The sequence below is a fragment of the Neptuniibacter sp. UBA6509 genome, from assembly GCA_002435145.1.
Classification (GTDB): domain Bacteria; phylum Pseudomonadota; class Gammaproteobacteria; order Pseudomonadales; family Balneatricaceae; genus Neptuniibacter.
The window spans coordinates 14961-28134 of the sequence record DJLT01000041.1; the positions used below are offsets into that span (position 1 = coordinate 14961).

Sequence of the window (13174 nt, forward strand, 5' to 3'; positions counted from 1 at the left end):
ACCTGCTTTTAGTCCCTGATAATCCGCTATCGCGGGTCTAACATAGGTTTCAAAAATCTTCCTGTATGAGATGCTGGGTTTAATGCGATTTCTTCTGGGGTCCCTTCTGCGATTATCATTCCGCCTTTAACGCCGCCTTCAGGCCCAAGGTCGACTATCCAGTCTGCAGTCTTGATAACATCCAGATTATGCTCAATCACTACAATGGTATTTCCATGGTCTCGTAGACGGTATAGGACATTGAGTAATTGCTGAATATCATAGAAATGCAGGCCGGTGGTTGGCTCATCTAAGATGTATAGGGTTTTACCTGTATCGCGCTTGGATAGTTCTTTGGCTAACTTCACTCGCTGGGCTTCACCGCCGGATAAGGTTGTTGCCGCTTGTCCGAGACGTATATAGGATAAGCCTACATCCATCAGTGTTTGTAATCTTCTTGCTAGCGCAGGGATTGCATCAAAGAAAACGCGGGCATCCTCTACTGTTTGATCCAGTACTTCATGGATGTTCTTGCCCTTATACTTTATCTCCAGAGTTTCACGGTTATAACGCTTCCCTTTACAGACATCACAAGGCACATATATATCAGGCAGGAAGTGCATCTCCACTTTGATCACGCCATCCCCTTGGCACGCCTCACAGCGACCGCCTTTGACGTTAAAGCTGAACCTTCCGGGCTTGTATCCGCGAGAACGGGCTTCTTGTGTTCCTGCAAACAGTTCACGTACCGGTGTGAAAATGCCTGTGTAAGTAGCGGGATTAGATCTAGGTGTGCGTCCGATAGGGCTTTGGTCAATATCGATTACTTTATCGAAATGCTTAATACCTTCTACCGATTTGTGTGGTGCTGCATCTAGCGTCGTGGCGTTGTTTAACTCTGTTGCTGCAATAGGGTAAAGAGTACCGTTAATTAGTGTGGATTTCCCCGAGCCTGAGACCCCTGTCACGCAGGTTAGCAGACCAACAGGTATTTTAAGGTCGACGTCATTGAGGTTGTTTCCGCTCGCTCCATTAAGGCACAGCTGTTTACTTGAATCAGCTTGATGCCTTTTTGTCGGAATAGCGATCTCTTTCACGCCCGTAAGGTACTGGCCTGTAATCGAGGCCGGGTTGTTCATCACTTCGTCCGGAGTGCCCTGAGCAATCACTTCGCCACCGTGTACACCCGCTCCAGGACCGATGTCGATAACATAGTCAGCTAACCTAATTGCGTCTTCATCATGTTCTACCACAATCACTGTATTGCCCAGATCTCGAAGATGAACCAGAGTTTTTAAAAGGCGCTCATTATCCCGTTGATGTAGACCTATTGAGGGTTCGTCAAGAATGTACATAACGCCAACAAGACCGGCGCCAATTTGACTTGCAAGGCGAATACGTTGCGCTTCACCCCCAGACAACGTATCTGCATTTCGGTCTAATGAAAGGTATTCGAGTCCTACATTAACTAAAAAGCTGAGACGCTCTCGGATCTCCTTAAGAATTTTGTCTGCAATTTCGCCTTGCTTACCTGTTAATTCAAGTTGATTAAAATAATCTAGGCTATCTCCAATAGGGCGAGTCACGATCTGAGGAAGGGTATGCTCGTCTATAAATACATGGCGTGCATCTCTACGAAGTCGGCTACCACCACAAGATGAGCAAGGCTGCATATTGAGGTACTTAGCTAAATCCTCTCGAACGGTATCTGATTCAGTCTCTTTGTAGCGTCTTTGTAGGTTGTTAAGAACACCTTCAAAGGGGTGTGCTTTGTTAATAATATCGCCGCGATCATTAAGATACCTAAACGTGACCGTTTCACTTCCGGTACCTTCTAAAATCAGCCCCTGTTGCTCAGGGCTTAAGTCCCTAAAAGGGGTCTCCATATCAAAACCATATTGTTCTGCTACGGCTTTAAGCTGTTGAAAGTAGTATAAGCTTCTACGGTCCCAGCCTCTGATCGCACCTTCTGATAGGGTCAAACTGTTGTCGTGTACGACTTTGCTCTTATCAAAATATTGTTTAACGCCTAAACCATCACAGCTTGGACAAGCACCGTGTGGATTGTTAAAAGAGAACAGTCTTGGTTCGAGCTCTTGAATGCTATGACCACAGGTTGGGCAGGCGAAACGCGCAGAGAATATTAACTCTGGGCTATCGCTGTCCATATAGGCCACTTTAGCTATTCCATCGGTTAAGTTCAGAGCCGTTTCAAATGATTCTGATAACCGGGTTTGTAGATCTGGACGGACTTTAAAGCGGTCAATGACCACTTCAATATCATGCTTTTTGTTTTTGTCGAGTTCAGGTGCTGAATCTAAGTCAACCACTATGCCGTCTATGCGTGCGCGGATAAAGCCTTCAGCTCTTAGGTTGCTCAGTGTATGTAAGTGCTCACCTTTTTTGCCTTGTGCCACAGGAGCAAGCAACATCAGCTTACTGCCTTCTCCCAACTCCAGTACCTGGTCAACCATCTGGCTAATGGTTTGGGCTGCAAGAGGAAGATCATGATCCGGGCATCGCGGTTCCCCTGCACGGGCAAACAGAAGTCGTAGGTAATCGTATATCTCTGTAATGGTGCCGACAGTCGACCGAGGGTTGTGTGAGGTTGATTTCTGTTCAATAGAGATGGCTGGCGAGAGCCCTTCTATATGATCGACATCAGGTTTTTCCATCATGGATAAAAATTGGCGAGCATAGGTAGACAGCGACTCTACGTACCGCCTTTGCCCTTCTGCATAAAGGGTATCGAATGCGAGCGATGACTTTCCGGAACCTGACAATCCTGTGATAACAATAAGTTTGTCGCGAGGAATCTCTAGATCAACATCTTTCAGGTTGTGGGTGCGAGCACCCCGGACCAGTATCTTATCCATGTATATGCCTGTTTGCATTCAGTGAAAGGATAGCATTGATATAAACGGCTATCGTTGAGCCATTAGGGCTCGGTATCATCTCTTCTAGTGGGCCAATGTTCATATGTTGTATGTAAGTGTAATAAACGACCCAACCGATCATTATAAAGACTTTTTGCTTACTCTGAAGTGCTATCTTTCACTTAGTCGTGTTGATCAAATTATGAATGCGTTAAGCTATGGGAGTCTGAGTGATCGCATGGTAAGCTTTACAGCTATAAGCGTGGATTTTAGCATCTAACGCGAACAAAGATTTTGGAGAGAAAAATGGCACGTGGTGTTAACAAAGTAATTCTGGTTGGTAATCTGGGTGGAGATCCAGAAGTACGTTATATGCCAAATGGCAATGCTGTGACTAACGTAACAATCGCGACATCTGAGTCGTGGAAAGATAAGCAAACAGGTCAGCAGCAGGAGCGCACAGAGTGGCACCGTGTTGTATTTTTTAATCGCCTAGCAGAGATTGCGGGTGAGTATATGCGTAAGGGCGGCAAAGTCTATGTCGAAGGCGCATTACGTACACGCAAATGGCAGGATCAAAGTGGTGCCGATCGCTACACGACTGAAATTGTAGCGAGTGAGATGCAGTTGCTTGATAGCCGTGGTGGAAATGAAGGTGGTTACCAGCAGCCTCAACAAGGCGGTTATGCACCACAGCAGCAAGCCGCGCCGGCACAGCAAGCGGCTCCTAAACAGCAATATGCCGCAGCGCCACAGCAGGCTGCGCCAGCGCCTCAAGCGCAGCAGCGTCCTGCAGCACCTGCACCGCAGCAGCAAGCTCCAGCACCGCAGGCGGCTCCGGGTTTTGATGATTTTGATGACGATATTCCGTTCTAACTTATATCTCTAAGTTAGAATAATAGAACCCGCCGAAAAGCGGGTTTTTTTATTTTTGTGGATAACTCTTTTAGACCTTGTTGAATGTAAAGCGTGAACCAAGTTGGCTTTAGCGCGATCTATATCGGTAATAGCCGAAAATTTCACTGGTCTAATGTGTAGATTAGGGTATATTTTTTTAATTGGTACCTTATGTTTTTATCGGAATAATTTTATGCGGTGTACAGATTTGTTCTTCAGATTATTGTGTGTGACCCGTACGAATAGAAGATGTATTGCTGATGGATCTTGAATTATTGCTCAAACCAATGAAATTGCTAGTGACAGGTGCTCAGGGACAGGTGGGTACGGCTCTTACACGTTTAGCTGAGACTGAGCCTTTTTTTGAAATCTGTGCATTGGATAAATCCCAACTTGATATTACTGATGAGCAGCAGATTAAAGAGCAGCTAGCACTGCATCTTCCTGATTATGTTGTTAACTGTGCTGCTTTTGATCATATAGATGAGGCTGAGCATAAAGCTGAACTCTGTTATGACGTTAATGCTCTGGGCGTCGAAAAGCTTGCTTTAGCTTGCGGTGATCTTTCAATTCCTATGTTTCATCTTTCAACTGACTATGTGTTCGATGGTCATTATGCGAGTGGTTACACTGAAGATGATGACGTTGCGCCATTAGGTATCTACGGCGATAGTAAGTGGCAGGGCGAAGAGGTGCTTCGTAGGGTATTGCCTAAGCATCTTATTTTAAGGGTTAGTTGGCTTTTTAGTGAACAGGGAAATAACTTTGTATTAAGAACCTTAGAATCGGCAAGACACAAGAATGCGCTTGAGGCGGTTAGTGATAGACGAGGGTGCCCTACATCGGCTTCAGATGTTGCTAGGGTTGTTTTAGCGATGCTCAAGCAGGTGCATAATGGTGCTGAAGTCTGGGGTACGTATCACTACTGCGGAGCAGAAATAACTAATCGATATGATTTCTGTAAAGAGATACTCATTGCTGCGGGGAGCTATGAAAGCTTCAAGGTAGAAAAGTTAGTACCTATATCGAGCAAAGATTATGTAACAGAAGCGCAGCGCCCCAATACATCTATTCTTACTTGTAAAAAGCTATTAAGTGTTTTTGGTATTCGCCAAAGGCCATGGCGGCAGGAGCTGCAGTGGTTGATGCGTGTTATCTACGATTCACCACGATAATTTTTTTATTCTAAAAACTATAATAAAGCCGCTAATTATGAATAATTAAGCGGCTTTATTTTGTCTAGTACCTACTGTTCTTAGTCGTTATTGTCTAGGTCCAAGGGGTAGGTGAGTGGGTAATTGCTACGGCTGCAATATAGGCAAACGTCAACAGTGAGCCCGCGAATGCGCCGCCTTTTATAAGACAGGTTTTTCCACGTTTCAGTGCGATGGTGCCTAAAACTATATATACACATAAAGCCAGTAGTTTAGCTGTAAGCCAATGATCGACAAATGGGTATTGCTGTATAAGAACGGCTAAGCTGATCGCGCTGATTAAAAGCGTTGTATCGATGATATGCGGGATTATTTTAACCCAGCGTTTTTCCATCATTTGAGGTTTAAAGAAGACCCATAGGGCTCTGAGTAAAAAGAAAGAAATACTGAGCGCAACAGTCGTTAAGTGGATGTGTTTTATGGCTAAATACATGGTCTTTTGTTCATCTCTTTTTAGTTCAAGACAGCAAAGCACTGCTGTTGATTGAATTCTATGCTATTTTAGAGGCCTAAAAATAAAGCTTTATACTGTATATGCAAGATATTCATGCTTAATAATAAAAATGAAACACCCGCCCTGGTCGATCGTTTTGGCCGTACTGTTGATTATATTCGGCTCTCCGTAACGGATCGTTGTGATTTTCGCTGTGTGTATTGCATGGCTGAAGATATGACTTTCCTACCACATAAACAGGTATTGTCACTTGAAGAACTTGAGCAGGTTGCTGCTGCTTTTGTTGGTTTAGGCGTTAAAAAGATACGTTTGACCGGTGGTGAGCCTTTGGTGCGCCGTGATGCTATTAAGCTGATCAGAGCTGTTGGTGCTCTAGATGCTGAGCTTGCAATTACGACCAATGGTTCTCAATTGGTTCAAATGGCTGCCGATCTAAAAGAAGCGGGAGTTGATCGTTTAAATATCAGCATTGATAGCCTTAAAGAAGATAAGTTTAAGGAGATGACTCGCACAGGAAAGCTTCCTCAGGTTATGGCAGGCATCAAAGCGGCGGTTGATGCAGGTTTTCAACGGATAAAGTTGAATGCTGTCGTCATGAAGGGGCGTAATGATGATGAGGTTTTAGATCTCGTTGAGTATGCGCGCTCCTCAGGTGTCGATGTCTGTTTTATTGAAGAGATGCCTTTAGGTCATATTTCAGAGCATGATCGTGCTGAAGCCTACTGTTCCAGTGATGAGGTTCGCAGCATTATTGAAGAACGATATGCATTGCAGCCAACAACTGAGCGTACCGCGGGTCCTTCACGTTATTACCGTATGGCAGGGACTGATAGTCGTGTCGGTTTTATCTCTCCTCATAGCCATAATTTTTGTTCAGAATGTAATCGTGTGCGCGTGACGGTCGAAGGGCGTTTATTACTTTGTTTAGGAAATGAGCATTCTGTCGATCTACGTGAAACGCTACGTCAATATCCTGATGATATAGAGCGATTACAACAAGTAATTATTGATGCAATGGACTTGAAGCCAGAGAAGCATGAATTTGATCTGGATGACGAGCCACAAATTGTCCGATTTATGAATATGACCGGGGGGTAATCTTCCCTCCGTCTTTGTTTGCAAGGATTTTCCTTTATGTCCCACAATCCTAATCATGTTGAATTTACACCTCTAAATATAGCGGTGTTGACTGTTTCTGATACCCGAACTTTAGAAAACGATACTTCCGGCCAAACGTTAGTCGATCGCTTGGAAGCCGCTGGCCATAAGCTAGGTGCGCGTGAAATAGTGATCGATGATATTTATCAGATGAGGGCTGTAACGTCCAAATGGATTGCTGACCCAGAGATTCATATTATTATCTCTACTGGGGGAACGGGTTTTGCGGGTAGAGACTCTACTCCTGAAGCGATGGCTCCATTATTTGATAAAACGATTGAAGGTTTTGGTGAGTTTTTCCGTCAAGTATCAGCCGGCCAAATAGGTACTTCTACTATACAATCGCGTGCTTTAGGTGGTTTAGCCAATGGTACAGTGATCTTTTGCCTACCGGGTTCTACAGGCGCTTGTCGTACAGGCTGGGATGATGTGATTGTTGAGCAGCTAGATAGTCGTCACCGTCCGTGTAATTTTGTTTCTTTAATCATGAAGCATAGAGCAGATAACGCTTAAGGAAGATTATGCACAGTTGTGATTCGCAGAAGGGGCTGATTGATATTAAGGATGCTTTAGAGCGCCTTGTAAGTGATGCTAAACCTGTTGTTGATGTAGAGACAATTCCTTTGTTTGAGGCCGCGGGGCGAGTGCTTGCTGAATCACCAGTGGCATCAGTTTCTGTCCCGCCTGCGGATAATAGCAGTATGGATGGCTACGCAGTTAATACCTCTGAGCTAAGTGAGACGGGTGAAACTCGTTTATTTGTCAGTCAGCGTATACCCGCAGGTACCCCTCCTAATGCATTGCAAAAGAATAGCTGTGCACGGATCTTTACCGGTGCTGAAATCCCGCAAGGTTCTGATGCGGTTATCATGCAAGAAAATGTGACCGCTGACGGTGATTATGCAGTTTTCACGCCGGGTATTTCAGTGGGTGAGAACATTCGATGTAAAGGTCAGGATATAAAAGAAGGGGAAAGCGTTCTTGCTAAAGGGGTGCGCCTTCAGCCTTCTGATCTTGGAATGTTAGCCTCTGTCGGGCTAGCGGAAGTTAAAGTTTATAGCCGGTTAAAGGTTGCTATCTTATCCACAGGTGATGAGCTGGTGGAGCCTGGTAATTCACTGGCTTCTGGTCAAATCTTTAATTCTAATCGTTATATTTTGACTGGATTACTTCATGGCTTAGGCATGGAGGTTGTTGACCTCGGTTGTGTTGCTGATACTGAAGAAGCGACGCTGGCCGCGCTTTCTGATGCGGCTATACGTGCGGATGCTATTTTGAGCACGGGAGGGGTCTCTGTAGGTGAAGAGGATCATGTCAAAGGCTGTGTTGAACAGTTAGGCCAACTTAATATGTGGAAGATGCGTATTAAGCCCGGTAAGCCCGTTGCTTATGGACATGTAAAAGGAACGCCTTTCCTTGGTTTGCCTGGTAACCCGACCTCTACGTTAATAACTTTTTGTTTATTGGCTCGGCCTTGTTTGCTTGGCTTGCAGGGTGCTATCTACCAAGCTCCATTGGAGCTACCTGTTGCCGCTGGGTTTGAGAGAACAAGGGAAATTCAGCGTCAGGAATATTTACGGGTACGCTTTGAAGAGGGGCGCGTTGTTCCCTTTAAAAACCAAAGCTCCGGAGTCTTAGCTTCAGCGAGTTGGGCCAATGGCATCGCAATCGTGCCGCCTCATACAAAAGTAAACAAGGGGGATGCTATTGGATTCATCCCCTTTTCTGAATTGTTGGCTTAGTGCATTTATTTTCCCTGCACAATGTTGGGGAAAGCGCTAAAATACGCCCTTTATTATATGCAGTGCTGAGGAACGCATGACAGAACAGCAGGATCCGTATCAAGAGATTAGACCGTTTAATGATAGTGAGGTGGGGGATGCGCTTAACCATATCCTTCAGAACGATGAGTTTGTCTCTGCTGTAACCCGTTATCAGTTCCCTAAAATGGCGACGAATTTTGGGTGGCTATTAAAACCATTCGTACGCATAGCACTTGCTGCTAAAGTGGGTGATGTTGAAAGTATCTCTGACTTTCAGGCACTTGTTGCTGGCTATATGAAGAAGATGATCGCGCGTAGCACCACTAAGCTGACCTGTAGCGGGATTGATCAGCTAGATCCTGATGAAGCGTATCTGTTCATTTCAAATCACCGTGATATAGCAATGGATCCAGCATTCGTGAACTGGGTTCGTTATCAGTATGGTATGAGTACGGTACGTATCGCTATTGGTGATAATTTACTCCGTAAGCCATATGTTTCCGACATCATGCGCTTAAATAAAAGCTTTATTGTGAATCGCTCAGCTGCAGGGCGTGAAATGATGAAGGCGTTGACTCAGTTATCGTCATATATTGATCACAGTGTGCAAGGCGGGCATTCGATCTGGTTGGCTCAGCGTGAAGGTCGTGCAAAAGATGGTAATGATGCGACTGATCCTGCAATTCTAAAGATGCTGTATATGGCACACCGTAAAAACCGTAGCTTTGCTGAGCATGCTAAGCGGCTGAATATTGTGCCGGTCTCTATCTCTTATGAGTACGACCCTTGTGATTCACTTAAGGCAAACGAGCTGTATGCTAAGGCAACAGAGGGTGGGTATGAGAAGTCAGAATTTGAAGATATCTCGAGTATTGTAAAAGGGATTACAGGGGATAAAGGTCATGTTCATGTGGCTTTTGGTGATCCTATAGAAGATGATTTTGACAGCCCTGAGGCTTTGGCTGAAGAGATTGATAGACAAATTATTTCCAATTACTACTTACATTCATCTAACTTGCTTGCGGCAGGACAAGGTGATGATGCAAGTGATTTAGATAAGCAGGGGCTGCAGGCACGTATCGACAGTACAGTGAATGGCGCCGAAGATATATTACGTCAGATGTATGCTAACCCGGTTATTAATCAGCAAAAGATGCAGGAGCCGTCATGAGTCAATTGACCCACTTGGATGAGCAAGGAAATGCCAATATGGTGGATGTCTCTGAGAAGAAAGTGACGTTCCGGGAAGCGGTTGCTTATTCTGAAGTTGAAATGCGACCAGATACAATTAAATTAATTACCGAAGGCGGGCATAAAAAAGGTGATGTTCTTGCTGTTGCCCGAATCGCTGGCATTCAGGCGGCTAAGCGTACCAGTGATCTGATACCGCTATGCCACCCTTTGATGTTGAGTAAGGTTGGGGTTGAGCTTATCCCTAATCTTGAGCGTAATGTTGTTGAGATTACGGCTACTTGTAAATTAGCTGGGCAAACGGGTGTAGAGATGGAAGCTTTGACTGCTGCATCGGTTGCGGGCCTAACGATCTATGACATGTGTAAAGCTGTGGATAAGGAGATGGTGATTAGCTCGGTTAAAGTGCTTGCTAAAAAAGGCGGGAAAAGTGGTGATTGGACGGTGGAGAAGTAGAGATGTTAAAGATCGTTTACTTTGCAAGTCTGCGTGAGCGCTTAGGTAAAAGTCAGGATGAGATTGTATCGCCGGAAGTTAATACAGTGGCAGGTGTTATTGATGCATTGGTTGCCTTGAATGGCGACCTTTGGCAGCAGGTACTTTTGGAAAGCCAGGTATTAACCGCGGTCAATCAAGAGATGTGTGATCAAGATCAGCAGGTTGTTGATGGTGATGAAGTTGCTTTTTTTCCACCGGTAACAGGGGGATAGACAATGTCACAACCTAAGGTCGGTGTGCTCCATTATATAAGGGCTTTTATTTATTACCTTGGCTTTTACCCTGTAACGATTATTCACTCAACTTTAAGTTTGATTGTTTCGCCGGTGCTGAATTTTCGCCAGCGTTTTAAGTTTGTTACGTTGATCAACTATTTCTATATTTTCTGGCTACGTATTTGCTGCGGTGTAGGGGTGAAAATCACAGGGCGTGAAAATTTACCTGCTGATGGCGCTTACGTTGCAATCGCTAACCATTCAAGTGAATGGGAAACGCTATTTTTACAAACCTTTGTGCGCCCTCAGTGTGCTGTATTAAAGAAAGAGCTGTTAAAGATTCCTTTTTTTGGCTGGGCGTTAGGTTTACTCGATCCGATTGCTATTGACCGAAGCCAAAGGCGGGGGGCGTTGAAGCAGCTTCTGACAGAGGGTAAATCGCGTCTAGAAGATGATATTCCTGTCGTTATTTTTCCTCAGGGCACGCGTGTTCCTGTAGGTAAAATGGGTAAGTTTAATAAAGGTGGTGCTATGTTGGCTTTAAGTGCTGGGGTGCCGGTTGTTCCGATTATTCATGATGCAGGCATTTACTGGCCAGGTAAGAGTTTTGCTAAGCTCCCGGGAACTGTTCAGGTACATGTGGGCGAGCCTATCCCCGTAGAGGGGCGGAGTGTTGATGAAATTCATGCAGATATGGTGGCTTGGCTTGAGCAGCATATGGATGAGTTAAATCTATTGTGATCTATCAGCGTAAATTTAAAGCATAAAAAAACCGCCATTAGGCGGTTTTTTTATGCTGGGTATTTGCTTAGCTGTCTAGCTTTTCAAATACCAGTGTCGCATTTGTTCCACCGAAGCCGAAGCTGTTAGACATAACGCGCTTCAGGTCAACGTTATCTTGCTTCTCGATAGCGATAGGCAGGCCTTTTGCTTCTTCATCTAGCTCGTCAATATTTGCTGATGCAGCAATAAAGTTGTTCTCTTGCATTAGCAGTGAGTAGATAGCTTCTTGAACGCCAGCAGCACCTAGTGAGTGACCAGAAAGAGATTTAGTAGAAGTAACGGTTGGCATGTTATTACCGAACGCTTCTTTCATCGCTTTCAATTCCTGCATGTCGCCAGCAGGTGTCGATGTGCCGTGGGCATTGATGTAATCGATGTCGCCATCAACAGTCGCCATTGCCTGCTTCATGCAGCGAGCAGCGCCTTCACCAGAAGGTGCAACCATATCATAGCCATCAGATGTCGCGCCGTAGCCTACGATCTCAGCATAGATTTTTGCGCCACGTGCTTTTGCGTGTTCAAGTTCTTCGACAACAAGAACGCCAGCACCACCAGAAATAACAAATCCATCGCGGTTTGCATCATAAGCGCGTGATGCTTTATCGGGTGTTTCGTTGTATTTGCTAGAAAGTGCGCCCATTGCGTCAAACATTGCTGTCTGTACCCAATGTAGTTCTTCACCGCCGCCCGCAAAAACCATATCTTGTTTACCAAGTTGGATCTGCTCTACTGCATTACCGATACAGTGTGCGCTAGTTGCGCAAGCTGAAGTGATTGAGTAGTTAACGCCTTTGATTTTAAAAGGTGTTGCAAGGCAGGCTGATACAGTCGAGCCCATTGTGCGAGTAACGCGGTAAGGGCCAACACGCTTTACGCCTTTGTTGCGCGTAATGTCAGCACTTTCAACAATGTTATCCGCTGAAGCGCCGCCAGAACCTACAACTAGGCCTGTGCGTTCATTAGATACTTGCTCTTCAGTAAGGTTGGCATCGGCGATCGCTTCTTTCATAGCGATATAAGTATATGCAGCGGCATCGCCCATGAAGCGTAGCAGTTTGCGGTCGATTTGCTCGGAGAAATCGATATCAATGCTGCCGGCTACCTGGCTACGGAAACCGCGCTCTTTATAATCTTCCTGGAACTTGATACCAGAACGACCTAGCTGCAGTGATTCCAGAACAGTCTCTTTATCTGTACCCAGACAAGAAACGATCCCCATGCCAGTAACAACAACGCGACGCATATGCTTCTCTCTCTATTCTAAATTGAGGTGCTTATTTTCCGTGAATCATAAGCGTTTGGCTAGCCGATTCGTAAAAAACTAGACGGAAAACAGGAGAAGGCCCTAAAAAAAGGGCCTTAATTTGATCAGAAACTATCAGTGGAAGTGAACAGTCCTACACGTAGATCTTTAGCTGTGTAGATTTCACGTCCATCAACAGACATGCTTGCATCTGCAATGCCCATAACCAGTTTGCGCTCGATTACGCGCTTAAGCTGGACACGATAGGTGACTTTCTTCGCAGTTGGTAGCACTTGTCCGAAGAATTTTACTTCTCCTGAACCTAGAGCGCGTCCGCGTCCTGGGTTGCCTTTCCAGCCAAGGAAAAAGCCAACTATTTGCCACATTGCGTCAAGGCCTAAGCAGCCCGGCATGACAGGATCTTCTTCGAAATGACAACCGAAGAACCATAAGTCAGGGTTTATATCCAGTTCAGCGACAATTTCGCCTTTACCGAATTCTCCACCATCTTCGGTGATTTCCAGGATGCGATCCATCATTAGCATATTGCCAATTGGTAGGCGCGCATTGCCTGGTCCAAACATCTCGCCGTGGCCACAAGATAGCAGCTCATCGCGATTAAAAGAGGAAGGTCTTGTCATTAGCTTCTGTTTACCTAGATTTTTATAAGTAAAAATATCGCGCAATTATACAGACTTGAGCCGCTTGAGGCACGATCTGTGTCATATTTATTCATCGAAAAGCTTAAGACTTAAGGTGTATTTGGTCTTGTGTAGTGTGTTTTGTGCCGTGAATACTGGGCTAGAGAGGATTGTTACTTGGTCAGTCTGCAGCGAAAAGTTTTAAAAAAAGTGCTTTTTTGAACAGGAATTGGCTGGTCGATGCTCTTTTTGAGGTAGGTTT

Annotated in this window: 13 protein-coding genes; 9 read left to right on the forward strand and 4 right to left on the reverse strand. The window is 45.1% G+C overall.

What is annotated here, in order from left to right; genetic code table 11:
- Positions 1 to 26: 26 nt before the first annotated feature.
- Positions 27 to 2855 (reverse strand): excinuclease ABC subunit UvrA, encoded by a 2829-nt coding sequence (gene uvrA, locus B4K11_RS05225; protein WP_292949190.1) that lies wholly within the window; start codon positions 2853 to 2855, stop codon positions 27 to 29.
- A 306-nt stretch (positions 2856 to 3161) separates the two neighbouring features.
- On the opposite strand from uvrA, the gene ssb reads away from it, so the two are divergent.
- Together ssb and rfbD are read left to right on the forward strand one after the other, a co-directional pair.
- Positions 3162 to 3731, forward strand: a complete 570-nt coding sequence (gene ssb, locus B4K11_RS05230) for a single-stranded DNA-binding protein (RefSeq protein WP_292949188.1) — start codon at positions 3162 to 3164, stop codon at positions 3729 to 3731.
- Between the two features lie 281 nt (positions 3732 to 4012).
- Entirely contained in the window at positions 4013 to 4927 is a 915-nt protein-coding gene (rfbD, locus tag B4K11_RS05235; RefSeq protein WP_292949185.1) for a dTDP-4-dehydrorhamnose reductase, read from the forward strand.
- Positions 4928 to 5021: 94 nt separating this feature from the next.
- Here the strand turns inward: rfbD and B4K11_RS05240 are convergent, their stop codons facing one another.
- Positions 5022 to 5399 (reverse strand): SirB2 family protein, encoded by a 378-nt coding sequence (locus B4K11_RS05240; RefSeq protein ID WP_292949182.1) that lies wholly within the window; start codon positions 5397 to 5399, stop codon positions 5022 to 5024.
- A 114-nt stretch (positions 5400 to 5513) separates the two neighbouring features.
- Here B4K11_RS05240 and moaA point away from each other — a divergent pair, with 114 nt between their 5' ends.
- From moaA to B4K11_RS05275, 7 genes are all read left to right on the forward strand, one after another.
- Complete coding sequence (gene moaA / locus B4K11_RS05245; RefSeq protein WP_292949179.1) at positions 5514 to 6518, forward strand: GTP 3',8-cyclase MoaA; 1005 nt, start codon at positions 5514 to 5516, stop codon at positions 6516 to 6518.
- Positions 6519 to 6554: 36 nt separating this feature from the next.
- Positions 6555 to 7091, forward strand: coding sequence for a molybdenum cofactor biosynthesis protein B (gene moaB / locus B4K11_RS05250; protein WP_292949176.1), 537 nt, complete (start codon positions 6555 to 6557; stop codon positions 7089 to 7091).
- 8 nt (positions 7092 to 7099) lie between these two features.
- Entirely contained in the window at positions 7100 to 8320 is a 1221-nt protein-coding gene (gene glp / locus B4K11_RS05255) for a gephyrin-like molybdotransferase Glp (protein WP_292949174.1), read from the forward strand.
- A gap of 76 nt (positions 8321 to 8396) precedes the next feature.
- Positions 8397 to 9512 (forward strand): 1-acyl-sn-glycerol-3-phosphate acyltransferase, encoded by a 1116-nt coding sequence (locus B4K11_RS05260; RefSeq protein WP_292949172.1) that lies wholly within the window; start codon positions 8397 to 8399, stop codon positions 9510 to 9512.
- Entirely contained in the window at positions 9509 to 9988 is a 480-nt protein-coding gene (moaC, locus tag B4K11_RS05265) for a cyclic pyranopterin monophosphate synthase MoaC (protein WP_292949170.1), read from the forward strand. The genes B4K11_RS05260 and moaC overlap by 4 nt, the downstream gene beginning before the upstream one ends.
- Before the next feature lie 2 nt (positions 9989 to 9990).
- Complete coding sequence (gene moaD, locus B4K11_RS05270; RefSeq protein ID WP_292949168.1) at positions 9991 to 10242, forward strand: molybdopterin converting factor subunit 1; 252 nt, start codon at positions 9991 to 9993, stop codon at positions 10240 to 10242.
- A gap of 3 nt (positions 10243 to 10245) precedes the next feature.
- On the forward strand, positions 10246 to 10986 hold the full coding sequence (locus B4K11_RS05275; RefSeq protein WP_292949165.1) for a lysophospholipid acyltransferase family protein: 741 nt from the start codon (positions 10246 to 10248) through the stop codon (positions 10984 to 10986).
- A 67-nt stretch (positions 10987 to 11053) separates the two neighbouring features.
- Here B4K11_RS05275 and fabB read toward each other — a convergent pair whose 3' ends face one another.
- Positions 11054 to 12271: a beta-ketoacyl-ACP synthase I gene (gene fabB / locus B4K11_RS05280; protein ID WP_292949163.1), complete on the reverse strand. Its 1218-nt coding sequence runs from the start codon at positions 12269 to 12271 to the stop codon at positions 11054 to 11056.
- Positions 12272 to 12396: 125 nt separating this feature from the next.
- Complete coding sequence (gene fabA / locus B4K11_RS05285; RefSeq protein WP_292949161.1) at positions 12397 to 12912, reverse strand: 3-hydroxyacyl-[acyl-carrier-protein] dehydratase FabA; 516 nt, start codon at positions 12910 to 12912, stop codon at positions 12397 to 12399.
- Between the last annotated feature and the right edge of the window lie 262 nt (positions 12913 to 13174).

Coding starts and splice junctions, on each gene's coding strand:
- fabA (WP_292949161.1), bottom strand. CDS start 12,912: ATGACAAGACCTTCCTCTTTTAATCGCGATGAGCTGCTATCTTGTGGC.
- B4K11_RS05240 (WP_292949182.1), bottom strand. CDS start 5,399: ATGTATTTAGCCATAAAACACATCCACTTAACGACTGTTGCGCTCAGT.
- ssb (WP_292949188.1), top strand. CDS start 3,162: ATGGCACGTGGTGTTAACAAAGTAATTCTGGTTGGTAATCTGGGTGGA.
- moaD (WP_292949168.1), top strand. CDS start 9,991: ATGTTAAAGATCGTTTACTTTGCAAGTCTGCGTGAGCGCTTAGGTAAA.
- moaB (WP_292949176.1), top strand. CDS start 6,555: ATGTCCCACAATCCTAATCATGTTGAATTTACACCTCTAAATATAGCG.
- glp (WP_292949174.1), top strand. CDS start 7,100: ATGCACAGTTGTGATTCGCAGAAGGGGCTGATTGATATTAAGGATGCT.
- B4K11_RS05275 (WP_292949165.1), top strand. CDS start 10,246: ATGTCACAACCTAAGGTCGGTGTGCTCCATTATATAAGGGCTTTTATT.
- B4K11_RS05260 (WP_292949172.1), top strand. CDS start 8,397: ATGACAGAACAGCAGGATCCGTATCAAGAGATTAGACCGTTTAATGAT.
- rfbD (WP_292949185.1), top strand. CDS start 4,013: ATGGATCTTGAATTATTGCTCAAACCAATGAAATTGCTAGTGACAGGT.
- fabB (WP_292949163.1), bottom strand. CDS start 12,271: ATGCGTCGCGTTGTTGTTACTGGCATGGGGATCGTTTCTTGTCTGGGT.
- moaC (WP_292949170.1), top strand. CDS start 9,509: ATGAGTCAATTGACCCACTTGGATGAGCAAGGAAATGCCAATATGGTG.
- uvrA (WP_292949190.1), bottom strand. CDS start 2,855: ATGGATAAGATACTGGTCCGGGGTGCTCGCACCCACAACCTGAAAGAT.
- moaA (WP_292949179.1), top strand. CDS start 5,514: ATGCTTAATAATAAAAATGAAACACCCGCCCTGGTCGATCGTTTTGGC.